This window comes from Ruegeria sp. BE1 (assembly GCF_056538885.1).
Window position 1 is genome coordinate 54,831 of the sequence record NZ_JBQFTY010000009.1, and the last position, 21,693, is coordinate 76,523.

28 protein-coding genes are annotated in these 21,693 nt (G+C 59.9%); 11 read left to right on the forward strand and 17 right to left on the reverse strand.

What is annotated here, in order from left to right:
• Positions 1–81: 81 nt before the first annotated feature.
• Together ACR0J5_RS19810 and pip are read right to left on the reverse strand one after the other, a co-directional pair.
• Entirely contained in the window at positions 82–903 is an 822-nt protein-coding gene (locus tag ACR0J5_RS19810) for an ABC transporter substrate-binding protein (protein ID WP_480656487.1), read from the reverse strand.
• On the reverse strand, positions 900–1,877 hold the full coding sequence (gene pip / locus ACR0J5_RS19815) for a prolyl aminopeptidase (protein WP_480656488.1): 978 nt from the start codon (positions 1,875–1,877) through the stop codon (positions 900–902). Before pip ends, ACR0J5_RS19810 begins: the two co-directional genes overlap by 4 nt.
• 48 nt (positions 1,878–1,925) lie before the next feature.
• On the opposite strand from pip, the gene ubiG reads away from it, so the two are divergent.
• Positions 1,926–2,672 carry a bifunctional 2-polyprenyl-6-hydroxyphenol methylase/3-demethylubiquinol 3-O-methyltransferase UbiG gene (gene ubiG, locus ACR0J5_RS19820; protein WP_480656490.1) on the forward strand — a complete coding sequence of 249 codons (747 nt, stop codon included), beginning with the start codon at positions 1,926–1,928 and terminating at the stop codon, positions 2,670–2,672.
• 87 nt (positions 2,673–2,759) lie between these two features.
• Here ubiG and ACR0J5_RS19825 read toward each other — a convergent pair whose 3' ends face one another.
• From ACR0J5_RS19825 to ACR0J5_RS19845, 5 genes are all read right to left on the reverse strand, one after another.
• Complete coding sequence (locus ACR0J5_RS19825; RefSeq protein WP_480656492.1) at positions 2,760–3,356, reverse strand: imm11 family protein; 597 nt, start codon at positions 3,354–3,356, stop codon at positions 2,760–2,762.
• A 109-nt stretch (positions 3,357–3,465) separates the two neighbouring features.
• A complete protein-coding gene (locus ACR0J5_RS19830) occupies positions 3,466–3,906 on the reverse strand; it encodes a MarR family winged helix-turn-helix transcriptional regulator (protein ID WP_170334681.1) in 441 nt (146 codons plus the stop codon).
• A 15-nt stretch (positions 3,907–3,921) separates the two neighbouring features.
• Complete coding sequence (locus ACR0J5_RS19835; protein ID WP_480656494.1) at positions 3,922–4,752, reverse strand: carbon-nitrogen hydrolase family protein; 831 nt, start codon at positions 4,750–4,752, stop codon at positions 3,922–3,924.
• Positions 4,749–5,006 carry a glutaredoxin 3 gene (gene grxC / locus ACR0J5_RS19840; RefSeq protein ID WP_480656496.1) on the reverse strand — a complete coding sequence of 86 codons (258 nt, stop codon included), beginning with the start codon at positions 5,004–5,006 and terminating at the stop codon, positions 4,749–4,751. Before grxC ends, ACR0J5_RS19835 begins: the two co-directional genes overlap by 4 nt.
• A gap of 37 nt (positions 5,007–5,043) precedes the next feature.
• Positions 5,044–5,742, reverse strand: a complete 699-nt coding sequence (locus ACR0J5_RS19845) for a double zinc ribbon domain-containing protein (protein ID WP_480656498.1) — start codon at positions 5,740–5,742, stop codon at positions 5,044–5,046.
• A 46-nt stretch (positions 5,743–5,788) separates the two neighbouring features.
• On the opposite strand from ACR0J5_RS19845, the gene ACR0J5_RS19850 reads away from it, so the two are divergent.
• Both ACR0J5_RS19850 and hemH read left to right on the forward strand, forming a co-directional pair.
• Positions 5,789–6,619: a methyltransferase domain-containing protein gene (locus ACR0J5_RS19850; protein ID WP_480656500.1), complete on the forward strand. Its 831-nt coding sequence runs from the start codon at positions 5,789–5,791 to the stop codon at positions 6,617–6,619.
• A 56-nt stretch (positions 6,620–6,675) separates the two neighbouring features.
• Positions 6,676–7,725: a ferrochelatase gene (gene hemH, locus ACR0J5_RS19855; RefSeq protein WP_480656502.1), complete on the forward strand. Its 1,050-nt coding sequence runs from the start codon at positions 6,676–6,678 to the stop codon at positions 7,723–7,725.
• An 83-nt stretch (positions 7,726–7,808) separates the two neighbouring features.
• Here the strand turns inward: hemH and ACR0J5_RS19860 are convergent, their stop codons facing one another.
• Together ACR0J5_RS19860 and ACR0J5_RS19865 are read right to left on the reverse strand one after the other, a co-directional pair.
• Positions 7,809–7,991 (reverse strand): hypothetical protein, encoded by a 183-nt coding sequence (locus tag ACR0J5_RS19860; RefSeq protein ID WP_480656504.1) that lies wholly within the window; start codon positions 7,989–7,991, stop codon positions 7,809–7,811.
• Between the two features lie 140 nt (positions 7,992–8,131).
• Positions 8,132–8,731, reverse strand: a complete 600-nt coding sequence (locus ACR0J5_RS19865) for a L,D-transpeptidase (RefSeq protein WP_480656506.1) — start codon at positions 8,729–8,731, stop codon at positions 8,132–8,134.
• Between the two features lie 168 nt (positions 8,732–8,899).
• Here ACR0J5_RS19865 and dalA point away from each other — a divergent pair, with 168 nt between their 5' ends.
• Positions 8,900–9,415, forward strand: coding sequence for a divisome-associated lipoprotein DalA (gene dalA / locus ACR0J5_RS19870; protein ID WP_480656507.1), 516 nt, complete (start codon positions 8,900–8,902; stop codon positions 9,413–9,415).
• A gap of 49 nt (positions 9,416–9,464) precedes the next feature.
• Here dalA and ACR0J5_RS19875 read toward each other — a convergent pair whose 3' ends face one another.
• From ACR0J5_RS19875 to ACR0J5_RS19905, 7 genes are all read right to left on the reverse strand, one after another.
• Positions 9,465–9,929 (reverse strand): PTS sugar transporter subunit IIA, encoded by a 465-nt coding sequence (locus ACR0J5_RS19875; protein WP_480656509.1) that lies wholly within the window; start codon positions 9,927–9,929, stop codon positions 9,465–9,467.
• 58 nt (positions 9,930–9,987) lie between these two features.
• Positions 9,988–10,551 carry a ribosome hibernation-promoting factor, HPF/YfiA family gene (hpf, locus tag ACR0J5_RS19880; protein ID WP_480656511.1) on the reverse strand — a complete coding sequence of 188 codons (564 nt, stop codon included), beginning with the start codon at positions 10,549–10,551 and terminating at the stop codon, positions 9,988–9,990.
• Between the two features lie 252 nt (positions 10,552–10,803).
• On the reverse strand, positions 10,804–11,562 hold the full coding sequence (lptB, locus tag ACR0J5_RS19885; RefSeq protein ID WP_480656513.1) for an LPS export ABC transporter ATP-binding protein: 759 nt from the start codon (positions 11,560–11,562) through the stop codon (positions 10,804–10,806).
• Entirely contained in the window at positions 11,562–12,014 is a 453-nt protein-coding gene (locus tag ACR0J5_RS19890; RefSeq protein ID WP_480656515.1) for an LptA/OstA family protein, read from the reverse strand. Before ACR0J5_RS19890 ends, lptB begins: the two co-directional genes overlap by 1 nt.
• Positions 12,015–12,056: 42 nt before the next feature.
• Entirely contained in the window at positions 12,057–12,638 is a 582-nt protein-coding gene (gene lptC, locus ACR0J5_RS19895) for an LPS export ABC transporter periplasmic protein LptC (protein ID WP_480656517.1), read from the reverse strand.
• A 33-nt stretch (positions 12,639–12,671) separates the two neighbouring features.
• Complete coding sequence (locus tag ACR0J5_RS19900) at positions 12,672–13,634, reverse strand: KpsF/GutQ family sugar-phosphate isomerase (protein ID WP_480656518.1); 963 nt, start codon at positions 13,632–13,634, stop codon at positions 12,672–12,674.
• A complete protein-coding gene (locus ACR0J5_RS19905) occupies positions 13,631–14,245 on the reverse strand; it encodes a ribonuclease D (RefSeq protein ID WP_480656520.1) in 615 nt (204 codons plus the stop codon). The genes ACR0J5_RS19900 and ACR0J5_RS19905 overlap by 4 nt, the downstream gene beginning before the upstream one ends.
• Positions 14,246–14,409: 164 nt before the next feature.
• Between ACR0J5_RS19905 and ACR0J5_RS19910 the strand changes: the two genes are divergently transcribed.
• The 7 genes from ACR0J5_RS19910 (at position 14,410) to ACR0J5_RS19940 (ending at position 21,183) form a co-directional block, all read left to right on the forward strand.
• Positions 14,410–15,624 carry an MFS transporter gene (locus ACR0J5_RS19910; RefSeq protein ID WP_480656522.1) on the forward strand — a complete coding sequence of 405 codons (1,215 nt, stop codon included), beginning with the start codon at positions 14,410–14,412 and terminating at the stop codon, positions 15,622–15,624.
• Entirely contained in the window at positions 15,621–16,088 is a 468-nt protein-coding gene (locus tag ACR0J5_RS19915; protein ID WP_480656524.1) for an Lrp/AsnC family transcriptional regulator, read from the forward strand. Before ACR0J5_RS19910 ends, ACR0J5_RS19915 begins: the two co-directional genes overlap by 4 nt.
• Positions 16,089–16,161: 73 nt before the next feature.
• Complete coding sequence (locus ACR0J5_RS19920; protein ID WP_480656526.1) at positions 16,162–16,851, forward strand: lytic transglycosylase domain-containing protein; 690 nt, start codon at positions 16,162–16,164, stop codon at positions 16,849–16,851.
• Between the two features lie 9 nt (positions 16,852–16,860).
• Complete coding sequence (gene flhA / locus ACR0J5_RS19925; RefSeq protein ID WP_480656528.1) at positions 16,861–18,948, forward strand: flagellar biosynthesis protein FlhA; 2,088 nt, start codon at positions 16,861–16,863, stop codon at positions 18,946–18,948.
• Complete coding sequence (locus ACR0J5_RS19930; RefSeq protein WP_480656530.1) at positions 18,945–19,718, forward strand: flagellar biosynthetic protein FliR; 774 nt, start codon at positions 18,945–18,947, stop codon at positions 19,716–19,718. The genes flhA and ACR0J5_RS19930 overlap by 4 nt, the downstream gene beginning before the upstream one ends.
• Positions 19,715–20,803, forward strand: a complete 1,089-nt coding sequence (gene flhB, locus ACR0J5_RS19935; protein ID WP_480656532.1) for a flagellar type III secretion system protein FlhB — start codon at positions 19,715–19,717, stop codon at positions 20,801–20,803. Before ACR0J5_RS19930 ends, flhB begins: the two co-directional genes overlap by 4 nt.
• Entirely contained in the window at positions 20,800–21,183 is a 384-nt protein-coding gene (locus ACR0J5_RS19940; RefSeq protein ID WP_480656534.1) for a hypothetical protein, read from the forward strand. Before flhB ends, ACR0J5_RS19940 begins: the two co-directional genes overlap by 4 nt.
• Here ACR0J5_RS19940 and ACR0J5_RS19945 read toward each other — a convergent pair.
• Positions 21,180–21,683: a flagellar basal body-associated protein FliL gene (locus ACR0J5_RS19945; protein WP_480656536.1), complete on the reverse strand. Its 504-nt coding sequence runs from the start codon at positions 21,681–21,683 to the stop codon at positions 21,180–21,182. The two genes, ACR0J5_RS19940 and ACR0J5_RS19945, sit on opposite strands and share 4 nt — an antisense overlap.
• Positions 21,684–21,693 lie beyond the last annotated feature (10 nt).

Here is a 21,693-nt window from a genome sequence, read left to right on the forward strand (position 1 = left end):
GAAGTCCAACGCGCCGCTGTTGCAGATGCATATACGCAGGAGTTGCCGAGTCTGCAACCCCCAGCGTGAAACGTGATCAGGTCAGGCCAGCCACCACCGTTCCGCGATGCGCCCGTCATCCAGTGCGCGGGCGCTGCCGATCTGGCGCGGCATTCCCACATGACCGGCCACGGCCAGCGCCATGTCATCCTGACTGGGGTGATAGCGCAGACCGCGTTGATCCGTCAGTTCATCCCCATCTGGCAGCGCCGCGATATCCACATAAGCATCTCGCAACGCCTCAGCCCGAACTTTGGCGTCAGGGATCACGATGATCTCAAGCGCATCGGCCCATCCGGCCTGCCCGTCCTTGTAGTGACCCGCCACCCGGCGGCCAAGAAAATGCCGATCATCCTCGGCCCGTTCCACCCGGTAGCACCCGGTGCCATTGGCTGTGCGCAAGGGCGTCACGCCTTGTCCGTCGCGTGTGATGACGAACCGGCTGTCTGCCAGCAAAAATGGCAGGCCAGGGTTGGAGTCGGCCAGTTCCAGCCGCACCGAATCCGCCGTCAGCGCCTCGGCCCGTCCAACCTGTTGCAGCACCGAGACCACATCTTTCACATCCAAAGCTGCACCATCATGGAACGCCACATCGCCGCGCAGATCAAAACGCCACACCCGGGCATCTGCTTCTGTGTGCCACCCACGCGCCAACTCTCCGCGCAGGGTGCCATCGGGCGCGATCTCGGTGAGCGTATCGAACACAGCCCCGCGCGCCACCTGCTCCAAACTGTCATCGCGTGGCACGGCCAGACGCAGCGTCCCGCCCTTTTTGGGCGTGTCCGCAAGCGACGCACCCGTCGCCGCCAACAGAGCAGCGGCAGCACCTGAGGCGAATAAGGCACGGCGGTCAATCCGGGTCATGCCACCCCCTCGGCCACGCGGTCCATGATACGGACCAATTCGGCGCTGATGCCGGGTTCGGACAGCGCATGACCCGCTTGACGCACCATCTTGAGCTCGGCGTTTGGCCAGCGTTCGGCCAAAGACCACGCTGCCTGCGGTGGGCAGATCATGTCGTACCGCCCCTGAACTATGTGCCCGGGGATGTGCGCGATCCGGTCGACCTGATCCAGAATCTGGCCGTCTTTCTCAAGGAAAGCCCCATGGGTGAAATAGTGATTCTCAAGTCGGGCAAAGGCACGCGCGTATTCTCCGGGGCTTTCGCCGGTTGCGCCGTGCGAATGAATCGAGGCCAGCGCGTTCTCCCACGCCGACCAAGCCCGCCCATACAGGATTTCCGTCGCCCGGTCGCCCGAGAACAGGCGCTTGTGATAGGCGTTGATCGTATCCGATAGCTCGTCCTTTGAAAGCAGCGCGGTGAATTTCGCCCATTGCTCGGGCCAGAACTTGCCAGCACCGCCGCCATAGAACCAATCCAACTCGGCTTGCGTCGCCAGAAACACGCCGCGCAGCACCAGCCGGTTCACCCGGTCCGGATGCGCCTGCGCATAGACCAGCGCCAGAGTTGCGCCCCAACTGCCGCCAAACACCGTCCAATCGTCAATGTCCAGCAAGGTGCGCAGCCGCTCAATATCATCCACCAGATGCCAGGTCGTGTTATCCACCACCGACGCATGAGGCCGTGACCGACCGCATCCGCGCTGATCAAACAGAATCACCCGGTAAACATTCGGATCGAAATACCGCCGCATCGCCGGGCTGCACCCGCCCCCGGGACCGCCATGCAACACCACGACCGGCAGGCCATTCGGATTGCCGCATTGCTCCATATAAATGCGGTGCCCGTCGCCCACATCGACCATCCGCTGATCGAACGGGTCAATCGGCGGGTACAGATATTGAACTGCGCGCTTTTGGTCCGGGTACTTATCCATTAGGGCCCTATATAGTCTTTAAACGTAAAAGAGCACACGGAGACAGGAATGCAAGCGCATCCGAACACGGTGGACCCGTCCGAGATCGCAAAATTCGAGGCGATGGCCGCCGAATGGTGGGACCCGCATGGGAAATTCAAACCTCTGCACATGCTCAATCCGTGCCGTCTGGACTATATCACACAGCAGATTGCGGGTGAATTTGACCGTGATCTGAAGGCCGAAAAACCGTTTGAGGGCCTGCGCCTGCTGGATATCGGCTGTGGCGGCGGACTGCTGAGCGAACCAATGGCGCGTTTGGGGGCCGAGGTCGTCGGTGCCGACGCCGCCGAGGGCAACCTACCCGTCGCCCGCATCCATGCCGAGCAATCGGGACTTGAGATCGACTACCGCCACACCACAGCCGAGGACATGGCCGCCGCAGGGGAACAGTTCGACGTGGTGCTAAACATGGAGGTGGTCGAGCATGTGGCCGATCCTCTGGGTTTCCTGACCGCCTCGCAGCAGCTGTTGAAACCGGGCGGGTTGCTGATCTGTTCGACCATCAATCGCAACCCGAAATCCTATGCCATGGCCATCTTCGGGGCCGAGGTCGTCATGCGCTGGCTACCCCGCGGCACGCATGAGTGGAACAAGTTCATCACGCCCGACGAACTGTTCGACCTGCTGCGACAGTCCGGGCTGGACCCGGTGGACCGCAAGGGCTTCGTCTTCAACCCGATCCTGTGGAGCTGGTCGATCTCGGACCGGGATTTGAGCGTGAATTATGTGACGGCGAGTGTGAAGACCGGGTAGGGTGGGTTTTCAACCCATCTTGCCTGTGGTTTCCGAGAATTGATGATGGGTTGTAAACCCATCCTACGCTTGTTGGCCTACACGCGGTCAGGAAGCATAACGGATGAAGGCCTCGATTTTTTGGAAACCTTTGAAGCCTTTGTCTTCGGCCGCCTCAAGGAACGCATCAGAAACACAAAAGCGGTCGCGCAAAAAGCTATCCGCAAATACGTGGCGATCCTTGAGTTTATCGCTGCGCCAAACCAGCCTGGGCCAAGCCGAACTGCTGTAAAATCTAATCTTTCCTTTACGCACGACTGGCTGGACATCGGACTCGTCGACTATGACACCGCCGTCGACAAAGTCTGAGAACTTATGAAGAAAATACTCGTCCTTGATAATGCGCCCATCATCGCAATGCAGAACAACTGGATAGTAAAGGCTGTGTCCCGGATCCATTTCTTCGATCAAATCCCGGAACGCTTGACTGACGAGAACAACACCCAAACCTCCGCCCCGCATGAAATCCGTTAGCTCTGTATGCGATGAGGTTTGTTGAAAATCCAAAGGGTATTGATCTTCAGAAATTTCAAATGTCGGCATGTGAATTTTAGGGGTCGTTCTGTCAGCGCCGGTCGTTAGATCCCGCAACGCCCACGTCACGTCTTCTTGGTCTGAAATACTCTCATGCATAATCCATGGCATTCATGCTCATCCCTAAATTGTCAAAAGACAGAATGATTTAACCCGTTCTTTGATCGAACATTTCCAATTGATCGAGTTTTGTTGTCTTGCACTGCACCGCAGCCAAACCCTACTCCCCCTCCAACTGCAACCGCAAATCCCTCAGCACGGGCAACGTACTGCGGACGCGTTCCAGTCCCAGCTCTCCGACCACGCGGTTGATCAGCGGCGCAATCGAGGAAATCGCCTGATCTCTCGCCCTCCGACCGGCGGGACTGATGGCGACCATTTTGCGGCGGGCGTCGTCCCAGTCGGGGCGTATGTGGATGTATCCGGCCCATTCCAGCTTGGCCAAAGTGTTGGTCATCGCCCCGCGCGTCACGTGAAAGGTGCTGGCCAGTTGCGCCGGGGTGCGTTCATCCCCCACGAACACCAAATGGTTCAGCACCGAGAAATGCGAGATTTCCATGCCCTTGGGCAGCACCCGGCTCAGCCGGTTGCGCAATAGCTGGTCGGCGGTCAGGATCTCGCTGAACAGCGTGACCGCGAGGGCATTTTTCTCGTCCGTCATATCTTCGGTTCTGGATCAGGGGCCGGTGAAAGGCCGCACATGGGTCAATGAAGGCACGCGGCGGCGCGCCTCTGTCACAGAACTATCATCCAAATCGAAAATGTGAATGCCTGGATCGGTACCTGCGTCGATGACGACCTCTCCCCACGGGGCAACGACCATGCTGTGACCATGCGTGTACCGCGTTTTGCCACGCGTTTTCCGGTGTTCGCCGGTTTGCGCCGGGGCCAGCACCCAAGCGCCGTTTTCAATCGCCCGCGCCCGCAGCAGCGATTCCCAATGCGCCGCCCCCGTGACCGGCGAAAACGCAGCTGGCACCGTCAGAATCCGCGCCCCGGCCTGTGCCAGAGCGGCAAACAGATGCGGAAACCGGATGTCATAGCAGATGGCCATACCGACCTTGCCAAACGCGGTCTCGGCCACCACGGCGCGGTCGCCGGGGCGGTAATTCTTCGATTCGCGGAAGGTCTCAAAGTCCGAGACCTGCACGTCGAACATGTGGATTTTGTCATAGCGCGCCACGATCTGCCCCTGCGGGTCGATCATGAACGACCGGTTCGCAAAGCGGCCATCGGCATCGTGGGTTTTGATCCCCAACGAGCCGATCAGCAGCCACACGCCCAGCGCGCTGGCCTGTTCGCGCAGGCCAGCCAGCGTTATGTCATCTTCTTCGAACTGAAGAACCTCTTGCTGCCGCGTCGTGCTGTTGGACACGCAATTGGTCACCTCGGGCGTCAGGATGAACCGCGCGCCCTGCCCGGCGGCCTCGGCCATCATGGCGCGCACCGTGGTCAGGTTGTCAGACGGATCATCCGACGAGGTGAGTTGCAGCAGCGCGGTCTTCATGCCGCCAGCAGGCGGTCCAGCTTGCCCTGACGGTCCAGCTCATAAAGCTCATCGCAGCCGCCCACATGCTGCGAACCGATGAAAATCTGCGGAACGGTCCGTTTGCCGCCGGCGCGCTTGATCATCTCGGGCTTGCGCTTGGGGTGCATGAACACATCGACTTCCTTGAACTCGACGCCTTTCTGTTTCAGCAGGCGTTTGGCCGCGTGGCAAAAGCCGCAGAGCGGCGAGGTGTAGATTTCAACCGGTTTCATAAATCGTCCCTTCGGGTTTCGCGTAATCTTCCGCGAATTAGGCATCCTTGGCAACGCGCGCTAGGGTCAACACGAAAATATGATTTGCGCCTGCATCTTTGCAGACACGCGTACAGGCGGCCAGCGTCGCCCCCGAGGTCATGACATCATCCACCAACAGCACATCGCGGCCCTGCATCCTGTTGACCCGTTTGGGATGGGCCGCGATGGCGTTTTCCAGCGTGTCCGCGCGTTCATCGGCGGTTTTCCCATCCAGAACAGGGGTTTTGACGCGGCGGATCAGCAGGTCGGGGCAGGTTTCCAACCCGGTTTGCCGCCCAAGATGCTGCGCCAGCAGGGCCGACTGATTATAGCGCCGTTTGAGCAGCCGCGACCAATGCAAAGGCACCGGGGCGATCAGCATATCCTTGTGAAACAAGTCGCGGCCAGCCTGCGCCATCCACCCGGCGGCGGGCCGTGCCAGTTCCGGCCTGTCGCCATGTTTCAACGCCAGAATCATCGACCGTGCCTTGCCGTCATAAAGCAGCGCGGCGCGCCCGGCCTGCCAGGGGCGCGGCGTTTTCATGCAGTCATCGCATTCGATCCGGTGGCCATCTGCCTCACCGGGCAGGGGAACACCGCAGCTTTCGCACACCGTGCCGCCGATAAAAGGCGTCTCGCGCCAACAGGCACCGCAAAGGCCGAAATCCGTCTCGGTCAACTCACCGCAGCCCATGCAGCGCGGTGGATAGATCATCTGAACGGCGGTTTGAATCCGCGGCCAGATGCGATAATTGCGCCCTATGAAACTGCCTGAGTCCAACGCACCCTCTCTGTTCGATCGCAGGGCTTTGACCCGGCACCGTGCCCGCGCGCGGGAAGACGCCATGTTTTTGCATCACGCCGCGGTGGACGAGGTGCAGGATCGACTCTCCATGGTTAACAAAACCTTTACGGCCCCGGCGATCGTGACCCCGTTTGCGCAAGTCTGGCGGGATGTGTTGCCGGGCGCACATGTCGTTGGTGATGACGAGGTGCTGGACCTGACCCCAGGCGCGCATGATCTGGTGATCCACGCGATGGCGCTGCATTGGGCCAATGATCCGGTGGGGCAACTGATCCAATGCCACCGCGCCCTGCGGCCCGACGGGCTGTTGCTGGTGGTCTGTTTGGGCGGCGAAACCCTGCATGAACTGCGCGCGGCCCTCGGGCAGGCCGAGATTGAGGTGACCGGCGGACTCAGCCCTCGCATTGCGCCCATGGCCGAGCTGCGCGATTTGGGCGGGTTGCTGCAGCGGGCCGGCCTCGCCCTGCCCGTCGCTGACACCGCGCGCCTGACGGCGGAATATCGCGACCTGCCCCACCTGATGCGTGATCTGCGCGCGATGGGCGAAACCAACAGCCTGTCTGATCGGGTGAAACGCCCCACCAGGCGGCAGGTCTTTGCCCGCGCCCAGCAGATCTATGCCGAAAACTTCACAACTCCACAGGGACGTCTGGCCGCCACGTATGAGCTGATCTGCCTGACCGGATGGTCCCCCGATGACAGCCAGCAAAAACCGCTGCGTCCCGGATCGGCCCAAACCCGCCTTGCCGACGCGCTTGGGGCAAAAGAAGGCAAACTGTCCGATTGACGCCCGGGTTTTTCCGGTTATCTCAGCCCGGTACGCAGAAATTCAGGAAGCGACCCATGTTTGACGCCACTCGCCCATCCCACGCCCCCGCCGACCATCCCAAGGTCAAAATGGGCCGTGTCGGCATCCTGCTGGCCAATCTGGGCACCCCGGATGACTATAGCTATTGGCCCATGCGCCGTTACCTGAACGAGTTTCTGTCGGATCAGCGCGTCATCGACTACCCGAAATGGAAGTGGCAGCCGATCCTACAAGGAATCATCCTGACCAAACGGCCCTTCAGCTCGGGCGAGGCGTATAAATCGATCTGGAATCACGACAAGGGCGAAAGCCCGCTGATGACGATCACCAAGGACCAAACCACCAAGATGCGCGATGCGATGCAGGCGCGCTATGGCGATCGGGTGATGGTCGATTTCTGCATGCGTTACGGCAACCCGTCGACCAAATCAAAAGTCCGCGAGATGGTCGCGGCAGGCTGCGACCGCATCCTGTTCTTCCCGCTTTATCCGCAATACGCAGGGGCGACGACCGCCACCGCAAATGACCAGTTCTTCCGCGCATTGATGGAGGAAGCCTGGCAACCCGCCAGCCGCACCGTGCCTGCCTATTTTGATGAGCCCGCCTATATCGACGCTTTGGCCGGGTCGGTGGAACAAGCCTATGCGGCGATGAAGACCAAGCCCGATATTCTGGTCTGTTCCTATCATGGCATGCCGGACCGCTATTTGCAGCAGGGCGATCCCTATCACTGCCAATGCGCCAAAACCTCACGCCTGCTGAAAGAGCGGCTGGGCTGGGCAGATGATCAGCTGGTCTCGACCTTCCAGTCGCGATTCGGGCCCGAGGAATGGCTGAAACCCTATACGGTCGAGCATGTGGCCGAATTGGCGCGGCAAGGTAAGAAGAATATCGCCGTGATTGCGCCCGCGTTTTCCGCCGATTGCATCGAAACGCTGGAAGAGATCAACGAAGAGATCAAGGAAAGCTTTGAAGAGGCCGGCGGCGAGACCTTTACCTACATCCCATGCCTGAACGATGACGACGCGCATATTGCGGCGCTTGGCAAGGTGATCGAAGACAATCTCAAGGGTTGGCTGGACTGACCGGCCATTCAAACCCGATAATCAAGCATGAAAAAAGGCGGTGGAGAACTCCACCGCCTTTTCTCTAGATGGTGCTCGTCAAATTAGCTTGCGGCAACAGCAGCAGCAACAACGACCAGCAGGATCAGCGGCAGGATGATGCCCTGCGACGAACCTTGAGTTTCCTCAACAACAACCGGCGCTTCAACAATCGGCTCTTCCAGGTTGCCCGCGTAGGCGGTCGAAGCAGCAGCAGTCAGTGCAGCGGCGAGAACGAGTTTCTTCATATTAACCTCCAGAATTTGCACGGCTCCAAATAGCGAAACCGCACACCCAAGACTTACCTCGTATGTTTTTACTAATCAGCTATCCGACTGGAATGCAATTACAACTTGAGCGGCAAGCGGGTTCGTGCGCGAAAATGTCGTCAAATAAGCAACACTTGCGTGCCAACATTCGCCATTGAAAACAGTTCCGCAATATCCTCGTTGAACAGACCGATACAGCCGTTCGAAGATCTGCGCCCGATTTTGCGTGTATCGTGGGTGCCGTGGATGCGGTAATATTTCCAGCTCAGGTATAAAGCGTGTGTCCCCAATGGGTTATCAGGACCCGGAGGAATATAGCCCGGCCATTCCGGGTTGCGCTTTTTCATCGACGGAGTCGGCGCCCAGCTTGGCCCTTCGACCTTGCGGATCACACTGGTGCGGCCCCGGCGGGTCAATTCCTCGGTCAAAGGCACCGAGGAGGGGTACAGCTTGTACACGGTCTGATCCTCTGACCAATAATGCAGCGCGCGCGAAACGGTATCGACCAAAATTGCGCCGTTATCGGTATTCGAGAAGTAAGGCTGCCAGTCCAGCGCCCGGAATCCCGAGATGTTGCGGCGAACCTCCGGTTCCGGCTCGGGCGCGGGGCGCAGCGGGTCGCCGGGGATGTACTGGGCAATCGCAGGCGTCGCCAGCAGGGTCGACGCACCGGCCAGGAATCCGCGGCGGGTGGGGGTGTGAAAGTGTTTTTTGACCATGTGTCGCGGTCCTTTGCTAAGGCCAGGCTGAAATTAGATGTATTTTATGGCCAGAATGCTTCAGTCGCAAATCAAACCGGCAGAATCACGCATAAGCGCGGCATTGTGCGTTTGCCCCAGACGGTCTGTCGCGCTATGCCCTAGGTTAAATCAATCACCAGGTCGATCATGACGCGTATATTTTCCTTACTATTTGCCTGTTTTGTTGCACTGGCAGCATGTTCCCCCAGCAGCACCCCAACCTACGGGGCGGACGGACGGCCTCTGCCGACGGTTTACAAGATTCGCGGCAATCCCGAAAAACTGCAATTCCGCATGCTTGATTCGGTCAACGCATTGCGCCAGGCGCAGGGGCTGCAGCCGGTACAGCTGAACGCACAATTGAACGCCGCAGCCGCGACCCATTCCAAGGATATGGCCCGCCAAAACCGGCCGTGGCACTTTGGTTCCGACGGCTCGTCACCGATCGATCGCGCCCAGCGCGTTGGGTATTTCGGGACGTTCCTGGGCGAGGCGATCTCTGAGACCTATGAGACCGAAACAGAAACCCTGGCCGCGTGGATGCAGCAACCCGGCCCACGATCTGTGATCATGGACCCCAAAGCCAGCCAGATGGGCTTTGCCTGGCATCAGGAAGGTGGCGGCAAAATCTGGTGGACGCTGGAAATGGGAACCGGCGGCTAAAACAAAATGCCCCCGGAAAACCGGGGGCTTTTTTGTAACTGACAGCGTCTTAAGCAGCCTGCATCGATTGGGCTTCGGTCAAAATCGCATAGAGTTTGACCGGATCCGGATTGGCCCGCAATTTCGCACAAACAGATGTATCGCGCAGTGTACGCGACACCAAAGCCAGTGCTTTCAGGTGATCAACACCTGCCTCTTCGGGTGCGAACAGGGCAAAGGCCAAATCGACCGGCTGACGATCAACCGAGCCGAAATCAATCGGCTTTTCCAGCATGACAAAGACACCAGAGACAGATTCGAGCTCGGCCACGCGCGCATGCGGCAACGCCACGCCGTGGCCTACACCCGTAGGTCCCAGGCTTTCACGTTCCAACAGGCCGTCAACGACCGTCTGCGCGTCAAGACCCAGCGTCGTGTCAGCCACATCGGCAATTTCCTGAAACAGCCGCTTTTTGCTGGATGCTGCAGATAATACACGTACTGCTTCGGGCTTGAGTATGCTCGAAAGCTCCATTGTCACGCTCCATGGCGGGCCCCCGCTTGCGCAGGGGCGAGCCTAAATCTCTTGCCTGTTACGGATCGATCCAGCCGATATTGCCATCTTCCCGGCGGTAAACGACGTTCAACCCGTCCTTGTTTTCATTCCGGAACACCAGCACCGGGGCACCAGCCAGTTCCATCTGCATAACGGCTTCACCAACACTCAGCGACGGGATCTTGGTTTCCATCTCTGCCACGATCATCGGCTGCAGCGTTTCGGGCTCATCAGCCGATTCAGATTCGTCAGAGGCGAGGATATAAGAGGAAGCCCCAAAGAGTTCAACCGGCTCGGCGCGATCTTTGTGGTGGTCCTTGAGCCGCCGTTTATACCGGCGCAACTGGGTTTCCATCTTGTCGCAGCAGCCCTCAAACGCCGCGTAAATCTCGGTCGCGTGGGCCTTGGCCTGCGCTGTCAGGCCGGTGGACAAATGCACGGTGGTTTCGCAAACATATTCATGCGCAGAACGGGAAAAGACGACATTGGCGTCGGTCGGTCGCTGAGCATATTTGCCAACAACCTCGCCAAGTTCGGTCTGCACATGAGTTTGCAGTGCTTCGCCGATGTCGATCTGTTTTCCGCTGATTTGGTAACGCATGTGATCTCCTTCACAATTCACACCCATTCTGACGTCACGTAACGCGACGCACTTGTTTTTATCGGGTGGGGGATAACGGCAATTCCCCGGGTAGTCCTACCTTTCGCCCTTCCAGGAAGGGGCACCATGATCCAGTCGGGAACCGAAGAAATGCCATACCCCAATTGAGGCAAGAGACGACGGAAGAGTCAATCAAAACAGACGTGTATATACGTGATTTCCGCCATGCGTTCGGCGCATTCCTGCACAAGCTTATGAAATACGGAAATTTTCGCCCAAGTAGACGCGGCGGACGTTTTCGTTCTCGACCACCTCATCCGGACTGCCGGACATCAGAACCTGTCCGTCATGCAGGATATAGGCGCGGTCCACGATTTCCAGCGTTTCCCGCACGTTGTGATCGGTGATCAGAACCCCGATGCCGCGTTTCTTCAGATCGGCCACCAGATGGCGAATATCGCCTACGCTGATCGGATCGACCCCCGCAAAGGGCTCATCCAGCAAAAGATATTTCGGATCGGCGGCCAGACAGCGCGCGATCTCGACCCGGCGGCGCTCACCGCCTGACAGGGCCAGCGCTGGCGCACGGCGCAGATGTTCGATCGAGAAATCCGACAGCAGCTCTTCCAGCCGCTCCTTGCGGCGATGAGCGTGCTGAACTGTGATGTCGAGCACGGCGGCGATATTGTCTTCGACACTCATCCCGCGGAAAATCGACATTTCCTGCGGCAGGTAGCCGATACCCAAACGCGCGCGGCGGTACATCGGAAGGGTCGTCACAACCTGTCCGTCAATGGTGACCGTGCCCGCCTCGGGGAACACCAGTCCGGCGACCGAATAGAACGTTGTGGTCTTACCCGACCCGTTCGGTCCCAGCAGCGCCACAACCTCGGACCGGTCCAGCGTCATCGACACGTCGCGGATCACCGTTTTTTTGCGGTAGGATTTGCGTAGCTTTTCAATCTTGAGACCGGATTTGCCCTGGGCCACGGTCAGTTCGGGACGCGCCATCAGTTGGCGCCCTGCTGCAGAATGGTTTTGACATTGCCGGTCATCGTCGCGGTGCCTGCGGTCAGGTCGGCATTCATCTGATCGCCGCTGATTGTGCTGGGGCCTTGCGTCAGCAGCACATTGCCCTTCATCACGATCTCGCCCGAGTCGATGGTGTATTCGGCCCAATCGCCCTCGGCGGCGTCGGGTGGGCTGACCAGAACCACATCCTCGGTCGCTTCCATCCGTTCGATGCCCGACCGGTCTTCGTTATAGATGACCAGAACCCGTTCGGCCGTCAGACGCATTTCGCCCTGAATGACGATCACGTTGCCCAAGAATTCGGCTGACCCGTCCTCTTGATTGACGTTCAACCGCTCTGACGTCACCTCGACCGGCAGGGTTGGATCAGCTTTGGTCGCGCCAAACGCCACCTGAGTTTCCTGCGCCACAGCAGAACCAGTGCCAAACATCAGAGCAACACATAAGGGGACAAATCGAAAATCGAACACAGGTTATCTTTCTGCTTTTTCAGGCTCGTATATCAGTTTCACGCCATCTGTAAAAATAATATGCACAGGTCCATCGGTTTTTTCGGTACCAAAGCGCATGCGGCCTGCGGTGAAGTTCCCGATAATCCCGGTACCATTGACCTGCCCGGGCGCGTCGCCGCGGATTTCGTCCAGCGCGGTATTCAGCAAATCGGTCGTGATTTCAATGCCATCGGTCGAGGTAATGACAACATCCCCCACGAATGTGGCGGTGTTCTTGTCGGGGCGGATCATGCCCGAATTGGAATCCAGCGTGATCACCCCGCCATCGGACAGGCCCATCCGCCCCCGGAACTCGGCGGCGGTAGGAACCGAGTTCTCGGTGCCCTGCGTGGCCCGGATCGCCTGGATCTGAACCTCTTCACCCTTGCGGGTCGTGCCGCGATAATCGGGCTGCGTGACCACCTGATCTGCCAGCCGTTCCTCGATATCTTTCTGGGTGAACGGCACCTTCACATCGGTTTCAATACTGCGCGACAGAAGGAACACGGTAGACAGCATCAGGATGGCCACCAATGGCAGCACCACCTTGAAGAACTGAACCATGCGTGAATGTCCGTCCACCGCAATACCCTCCGCCTAGCCCAGCCCGACGCGCAGGCAGTCGTGGATATGCAACAGCCCCTGCGCCGGACCGGGAGCGTCGGGGTCTACGACAAAAAGCGAGGTGATCTTGCGGTCATTCATGATCGACACAGCCTCTTCCGCCATGGCGTTTGGCGCGATGGTCAGGGGGTTTTCAGTCATCACCTCGGCGGTGGTCTTGTCCAGCAAACCGTCCATGTTCCGGCGCAAGTCGCCATCGGTGACGATGCCCAGCAGGTTCCCCGCAGCATCGGTCACACCCACCACGCCAAAGCTTTTCTGGCTCATGACCAGCAGCGCCTCGCTCATTGGGGTCTCGATAGAGACCAGGGGCAGATCCTTGTGCATCAGGTCTTGCACAGTCGACAGTTGCGCGCCCAGCTTGCCGCCGGGGTGGAAGGCGCGGAAGTCTTCGGGTTTGAAATCGCGGTGTTTCATCAGCGCAATCGCCAGCGCGTCGCCCATCGCCAGCGTCAGCGTGGTCGAGATCGAGGGCACCATGCCAAACCCGCATGCCTCACCCAGCGACGGGATCAACAGGTGCACATCGGCCTGTTTCATCAGGGTGCTTTCCGGCTTGCTGGACAGGCCGATCAGCGGAATGCCAAAGCGGCGGGTAAAGGCCAGAAGGTTCACCAGTTCCGGCGCCTCGCCCGAGTTCGAGATGGCCAGAACCACATCGCCCTTGGACACCATACCCAGATCACCATGGCTTGCTTCGGCCGGATGCACGAAATAAGCGGGTGTGCCGGTGCTGGCCAGCGTGGCGGCGATCTTGTGACCGATATGGCCTGACTTACCGATACCGCTGATGATGATGCGGCCCGGAGCCTGCAGGATCAGCTGCACCGCTTCGGCAAAGCGGTCATCCAGCCCGTCGGCCAGAACGTCCAGTGCACGGGCTTCATCCGTGACGACCTGTCGGGCGGTTTTCAGAAATGCTTCGGAATCGGTCATGAGTGCGCAAAAATATCCGTTTCGGGCCAACCGGCGAGGTCAAGCTTCGCACGCATCGGCAAGAAGTCAAAACACGCCTGTGCCATCTCGGTCCGACCTTCACGGGCAAGGCGACCATCCAACGCATCACGCAACTGGTGCAGATACAATACGTCCGAGGCTGCATAGTCCAGCTGGGCATCTGTCAGCGTCTCGGCGCCCCAATCGCTCATCTGTTGCTGTTTTGAGATGTCGACACCGATCAGTTCCTGACACAGGTTTTTCAGCCCATGCCGGTCGGTATAGGTGCGCACCAGACGGCTGGCGATCTTGGTGCAATAGACCGGCGCGGCCAGCGCCCCGAACGCGTGGTACATCGCCGCAATATCGAAGCGGCCAAAATGGAACAGCTTCAGGACGTTGGGGTTCTCCAGCATCGCACACAGGTTCGGGGCCTCGGTCTGGCCTATTTCGACCTGCACGATGTGGCTGTTGCCATCGCCGCCCGACATCTGGATCACACACAGGCGGTCGCGATGCGGGTTCAGCCCCATGGTTTCGCAATCAATGGCCACAACAGGGCCCAAATCCAACCCGTCCGGCAGGTCGTTCTTATAAAGGTGGTTCGCCACGCGGGTCTTCCTTTGTCAGGTATCGCCCCCGAGATAGGAGGTTTGGGCCGCAAACTCAACGCTATCAATAGAATGCGACCAAGTTGCGCGGGTTTCTTGACCTTGGCGGTTTTGGGCTGACAATTAGGGCAGGTGCGAATTGCCACAACAGGTCCGACCCCAACATGCTGGATGTACTGCGAAACCGCGTTTACCGCCACTTGCTGGCGGCGCAGATTGTGGCCTTGATGGGCACCGGTCTGGCGACGGTTGCGCTGGGATTGCTGGCTTTCGATCTGGCCGGAGAAGCCGCCGGGCTGGTTCTGGGGACAGCTCTGACGATCAAGATGGTGGCCTATGTCACGGTCGCCCCCATCGCAGCCGCCTTTGCCGACCGTTTTGACCGTCGCCGGATGCTGGTGACTTTGGATCTTGTGCGCGCGGGCGTCGCGATCTGCCTGCCCTTCGTGACCGAGATCTGGCAGATCTATGTGCTGATCTTCTTTCTGCAATCAGCCTCGGCCGGATTCACACCGGCATTTCAGGCCACCATACCGGATGTCCTGACGGACGAGCAGGATTATACCAAGGCTCTGTCGCTGTCGCGTCTTGCCTATGATCTGGAAAGCCTGCTCAGCCCGTCGCTTGCCGCTGCGTTGCTGTTGGCGGTCAGCTTTGACAGCCTGTTCTGGGGCACGGGCCTTGGGTTCGCCGCCTCGGCACTGCTGGTGATTTCGGTGGCGCTGCCCTCACCCAAACCAACTGCGCGGCGCGGGATTTATGACCGAACCACCCGCGGTATCCGCCTGTACCTGCGCACGCCGCGTCTGCGCGGGCTTCTGGCGCTGACCTGGACAGCAGCAGCGCTAAGCGCGATGGTCATCGTCAACACCGTCGTCATCGTGCGCAGCGATCTCGGCCTGGCTGACAGCGCCGTGGCCATCGCGCTTGCCGGGTACGGAGGCGGGTCGATGCTGGCCGCCTTTGCCCTGCCCGGACTGCTGAACAGATACACAGATCGCAGCACTATGTTGACCGGGGCCGTCATCGCATTGGGAACCATGATTGCGGCTGCGGCTGCGTTTGCCCTCGGTCCGGTCTCGCTGTTCGGGCTAGCCTTGCTTTGGGCTTGCGCGGGTTTCGGCTATTCAGCCACGCTGACGCCTTCGGGCCGCCTGTTGACCCGCTCGACCCGCCCCGAGGATCGCCCGGCGATTTTTGCGGCGCAATTCACCCTCTCGCATGTGTGCTGGTTGTTTTTGTATCCGTTTGCAGGGTGGATGATGACGCGCTTTGGGGCCGCCCCCACGCTTGCTGCAATCGCATTGATCGCAGCGCCCGGCATTGTGGCGGCATCCCTGATCTGGCCGCACGCAACCGCGCGCACTGACACGTCTTGAGCCCGGCGCCCTCTCTGGACTACACCTTGCGCACCATGGACCAGTTAGACCGTCGTATCATCACCGCGTTACAACACAACGCCCGCGAATCAACCTCGAAAATCGCGGCAAAGCTGGGCGTGGCCCGGACCACCGTGCACGAACGCATCCGCCGGATGGAGGAAAGCGGTCTGATCGCCGGGTATTCGGTGATTTTGAACAGCTCCGAAGACGCCCCGCGCGTGCAGGTCGTTGTGCTGCTGGAAGTGCAGCAAAAGGAAACCACCCGCATCATCAAACGGATTGAGGCCTACCCCGAGGTAAAACTCTGCCTGTCCATCAATGGTGAGTTCGACCTGCTGCTGTCGGCCGAAGCCCCACGCCTTGAGGATCTGGATATTCTGGTCGACGATCTGGCCAAAATCCCCGGCGTGCTGCGCACCAATACCAGCGTCGTATTCGGGCGGCGGATTGATCGAATCTGATTGGCTGATAACCCTCTGTAAACCCAAGCGGGACTAGCTTGGCCGGGATGGATCAGAATCCCGGACCGGCAGAATGCCCTATCGATTTATCTTTGGACTGAGTTTCCTTGCGCTTGGCTGGGCGCAACAGGGCTTTGCCATGTCCGATGCCCGCGTGGCCGGGATATGCGACGCTGCCGCCCGGCGCGCGGCTTTGGCTGAGGGCGTACCGCTTGATGTGATGCGCGCCATTGCACGGGTTGAAACCGGACGCCTGCGGGATGGGCGGTTAGAGCCCTGGCCCTGGACCATCAATGTTGAAGGACAAGGGTTTTGGTTCACCTCGGAATATGAGGCGAAGACCTATGTCTTCAACATCTTCAAAGCGGGCAAACGCAGCTTTGACATCGGCTGCTTCCAGATCAATTATCGCTGGCACGGCAAAGCGTTCCGGTCCATCGACGCCATGTTCGACCCCGATGAAAACGCCACCTACGCAGCGCGCTTTCTGAACGACCTCTATGCCGAGCTTGGTTCGTGGCAGGCCGCTGTCGGGGCCTATCACTCACGCACGCCGTCGCTGGCCAACGCCTATTCCGGCCGGTTTCAAACCGTTCTTGCGCAGCTGGATCAAACGGTGCCGGTGGCACCGGAACCGCACGATCCCTTCACCGCTGCGGCGACACCCCTGATCCCCGTGACCCTGCCACAATCGGGCGGGGGCGCGTTGGGGTCACTTGTTCCGCCATCCGGCTCCGCCAGCGCCTTCATCTCGTTCAACTAGGAGGCACGCGTGCCCAAGATCGACACTCGTTCCCTGTTCTCACCGACCGTGCTGCTGGCGTTGGCGCTGATGACGGTCATCGTGATGATGATCCTGCCGATGCCCGCCTGGGTGCTGGATGTCGGGTTGGCGGCCTCCTTCGCGCTGGCGATCCTGATCTTTACGCTGACCCTGTTCATTGAGCGGCCACTGGATTTTTCATCCTTCCCGACGATCCTGCTGGCCTCGCTGATGTTGCGGCTGTCGCTGAACGTGTCCTCGACCAAGCTGATCATTGGTGAAGGGCATACCGGCCCCAACGCTGCTGGAGACGTGATCGAAGGGTTCGCCGATTTCGTCATGGGCGGCAGTGTATTCCTGGGTCTGGTGGTGTTCGGTGTGCTGTTGATCGTGAACTTCATGGTCATCACCAAAGGCGCGGCCCGCATGGCCGAGGTTGGCGCGCGATTCGCACTGGATGGCATGCCGGGTAAGCAGCTGGCCATCGACAGCGACATGTCCGCAGGTGCCATCGACCACCAACAGGCCAAAGAGCGGCGCGAGCGGGAACAGCAGGAAACAACCTTTTTCGGCTCGCTCGACGGCGCATCGAAATTCGTCAAAGGCGATGCGGTTGCCGGTTTGCTGATCACACTGCTGAATCTGGTGATGGGCCTGATCATGGGCGTGATCGTGCATGGCATGCCGATTTCCTCGGCGTTTGAGACCTATGCCATCCTGACCGTGGGCGACGGGCTGGTGTCGCAAATCCCGGCGGTGATCATCTCGATCGCGTCTGCGCTGCTGCTGGCGCGGGGCGGCACGCAGGGGGCGACGGATAACGCGATCTTCTCGCAACTAGGCAAACATCCGGCGGCGCTTGGCACCGTTGCGATGTTGATGGTGCTGTTTGCGCTGGTCCCCGGCCTGCCATTTCTGCCCTTCATTCTGGGGGCCAGCGTGCTGGGATATGCCGCCTTCAACGTGCACCGCAAACAAAAGGCCGAGGAAGAGGCCGCGCTGGAACCTGCCCCTCAGGACGAAACGCCGGTATCGCAGGCCATTGGCGACATTCTGGATCTGGACGACGTGCATCTGGAATTTGCCCCCGATCTGGTCAGCATGGTGCTGAACCCCGGCACCGGTCTGGACGCGCGGATCGCCAATATGCGCACCTATGTTGCGTCCAGCTTTGGTCTGATCCTGCCTGACATTCGTCTGACCGACCGCGCCGATCTGCCCATGGGCACCTATGTGGTCAAGGTGCAAGGCGTCGAACAGGCGCGTGGCGTGTTGAACCCCGATCTGGTGCTGGCGCTGGTGCAGGATGACCGTGACATGCTGCCCGAAGGCAATGACGTGACCGAGCCCGTCTATGGCGCCCCCGCCCGCTGGATTCTGCCCAAGGATCAAGAGGCCGCGGCGATGAGCGGGGCCACCATCGTCTCACCGCCCGAGATTCTGGCCACCCATCTGCTTGAGATCATCAAACAGAATTTCTCGCGTCTGCTGACGCTGAAATCCCTGCGCCGCCTGTTGTCCGAGATGACGCGGCTCAGCGATCCGGTCCGGGCCGAGGCAAACCGCAAGCTGCTGGATGAACTGATCCCCGACAAGGTGCCGATCGACACGCTTCATGCGGTGCTGCGGCTTTTGCTGGACGAACGTGTCTCGATCCGCAACATGGCGCTGATCCTCGAAAGCGTGGCCGAAGCGCGGCTGACCACAACACAACCCGAAGGCATCTGCGAACTGGTCCGGCAGCGGCTGGGCTTCCAACTGGTGGCCGAGATGAAGCGCGACGATGGCTCGATCCCGCTGATCCAGCTGGCCCCGGAATGGGAGGATACATTCTCGACCTACCAGATCGACGCGCCCAATGCAGGTCTGGACGTGGCGCTGCCGCCGAATCTGTTCAACAAGCTGGCGGATGGCGTGGTCGACAGCGTGGCGCAATCGGCCGATCACGGGGTGTTTCCCGCCGTCGTCACCTCGACCCGGCGGCGGCGGTTGCTGCGCACGATCATGCACGCGCGCGGCGTCGCCAATCCGGTTCTGTCCTTTGAGGAAATCGGGCTTGAGGCGCGCCCGGCCCTGGTCGGAACGGTGCCCGCGTGATCGCCCTGCCGCCCGAGCTGCTGCCTCAGCTGGGCGAGGGCCTGTGGCACCTGTTTGCCGTGTTTCTGCGCGTATCCGCCATGGTCTCATTGCTGCCTGCCTTTGGCGAACGCAGCATCCCGACCCGTGTCAAACTGGCCATCTCAGCGGCTTTTACACTGATCGTCACGCCCGCCATACAGGCTCAGATCGCGGAGCCCGGCCTGTTCCCGATGGCGCGCCTGATCGTGGTCGAGGTGCTGATCGGCATGGTTCTGGGCCTTGGCCTGCGCCTGTTTGTTCTGGCTCTGCAAACCGCCGGGTCCATCGCGGCGCAGGCAACGTCGCTGTCCCAAATTCTTGGCGGTGCGGCGGCCGATCCGGTTCCCGCAATGGGGTATCTGCTGACACTCGCCGGGCTGACGCTGGCGGTGATCCTCGGGTTGCACATCCGCGTCGCGCAGTTTCTGATCCACAGCTACACCTTGTTTCCCATGGGCACGGCCCCACTGGCGCAAGATCTGTCGCATTGGGGCGTGCAGCACATCGCGCGCAGCTTTGGGCTGGCTTTTGCGCTGGCGATGCCCTTTGTCATCGCCTCGCTGATCTATAACCTTGCCCTTGGCGTCATCAATCGCGCGATGCCACAGCTGATGGTGGCCTTTGTCGGCGCCCCCGCCATCACCTTTGCGGGCCTGTTTCTGCTGTTCGCTGGCACGCCTCTGATCCTGTCGGTGTGGTCCGATGCCCTGTTCGCCTTCATGGTCAACCCGCTTGAGGATTCCAGATGAGCGGCTCGGATGACGACAGCGACAAGTCCTATGAGCCGACGCCACAGAAACTGCAGAAAGCGCGCGAAAAGGGTGAGGTGGCCAAATCCAACGACCTGTCGGTCGTGGCTGCCTATACCGGGTTTGCCATCGCGCTTTTTGCGGCCGGGCAATTCGGCGTTCAGCAGTTGGGCAGCCTGTTTGTGGTCCTGATCGACCAGCCCCACTCGTTCGCGCCTTTGCTGACCGAAGGCCCCGCCGCCAGCCCTGTTGGTGGAATGCTGAAAACCGCTCTGCTGTCAGTGCTGATCCTGTTTGCCTTGCCGGCCAGCGCCGTGCTGCTAAGCCTCATCGCCCAGCGCGCGCTGGTCTTTGCCCCCAGCAAGCTGAAGCCCAAACTCTCACGCATTTCGCTGATATCGAACGCCAAGAACAAATTCGGACGCGGGGGCCTGTTCGAATTTGCCAAAAGCTTTGTGAAACTGGTGATCTACGGCACCTGCCTGGCTCTGTTCCTGCGTGCGAACCTTAGCGATATCCTGTCGGCCAGTGCCGCGCCCGCGCGCTCGTCGGTCATGCTGATGATGAACCTTCTGTTTCGTTTTCTGTTCATCGTCATCGCCGTGGCGCTGGCGATCGGTGTGGTGGACTACCTGTGGCAATATGCCGAGCACATGCGCAAGAACCGCATGTCGCGCAAAGAGATTCAGGACGAAACCAAGGATGCCGAGGGCGATCCGCATGTCAAACAACAACGCCGCCAGCGCGCGCAGGACATTGCCACCAATCAGATGATGTCGGACGTGCCCAAAGCGGATGTGGTGATCGTCAACCCGACCCACTATGCGGTGGCGTTGAAATGGACCCGGACGGCAGGATCGGCCCCGATCTGTGTGGCCAAGGGCGTCGATGAGGTCGCCGCCGCGATCCGCGCCCGCGCCATCGAATCCGGTGTGCCCATCCACTCTGATCCACCTACCGCACGCGCGTTGCATGCGGCGGTCGAGGTCGGCCAGGAAATCGCTGAGGAACATTACCGCCCGGTCGCCGCCGCGATCCGGTTTGCAGAAGCGATGCGCAAACGGGCGAAAGGACAGATCAGATGAAACGAAATGCGTTGTCAGATCTTGGGCATGTAACCGATGCGGCCTTTCAAAAGGAATACAACGCGCTGCGTCCGGTACTAGAGGCCGAAGCCCGCGTGCAGCAACAGCTGGCCCGGCTGGACGCGCAGGTCCGGCAAACGCGTCAGGACAGTGCCGCAACCGACGGGTATCGCGTCACTGGCACGGATGTTTTGTGGAACGGATGGGAATCCGCCACGCGCCGTGAACTGAATATGGAACTGGCCCGGCTGCGGGCCCAAAAGCTGGCGGCAATGGACAAGTTGCGGATGGCATTTAGCCGCCAACAGGCTGTTGCAAACCTGTCGGCGGCCCAAATGCTTGCGCTGAAGCAGGCGCAGGCCAAGAAACAGCTCGGTTAGACGTCCTGGCGGCTGACGCTCATGATCAGCACCTGCGAGACGTCATCCCCCAGATCCTTGCGCGCCATTTCCAGCAGCGCCTTGCGCAGAACCATCATATTGTCGGACTCGGTAAAGGCTCCGTCGAATCCGCCCGTGTTGGCGTGATCGAACATCACCTGTAGGAAGCCGTCACGCAGCTTGGGTTCAACCGCGTAAAAGGCCTCGGTTTTGCCGGGGGTGATCTCAAGGCTCAGCGACATGGTGACCAAAGCCTCAATGCGTTCGGCATCCACGACCGGCACCACGAATTGCTTGGTCAGTTTGAGGTATTCAAACGCGCCCGCATCATCCTTTTTGTCTTTGGTTTTGGCGGATTTCTCTTTGGGTTTGTCGGCTTTGGCCTCCACCTTGTCCTGCTTTTCCATGTCTTTGGCACCGGAGGGCGCCAGAAAAACCCCGGCACCGATCCCGGCACCCAGACCAACCAGAAGCATCAGTACGGGCAAAAGTTTCTTCATCGTATCAACC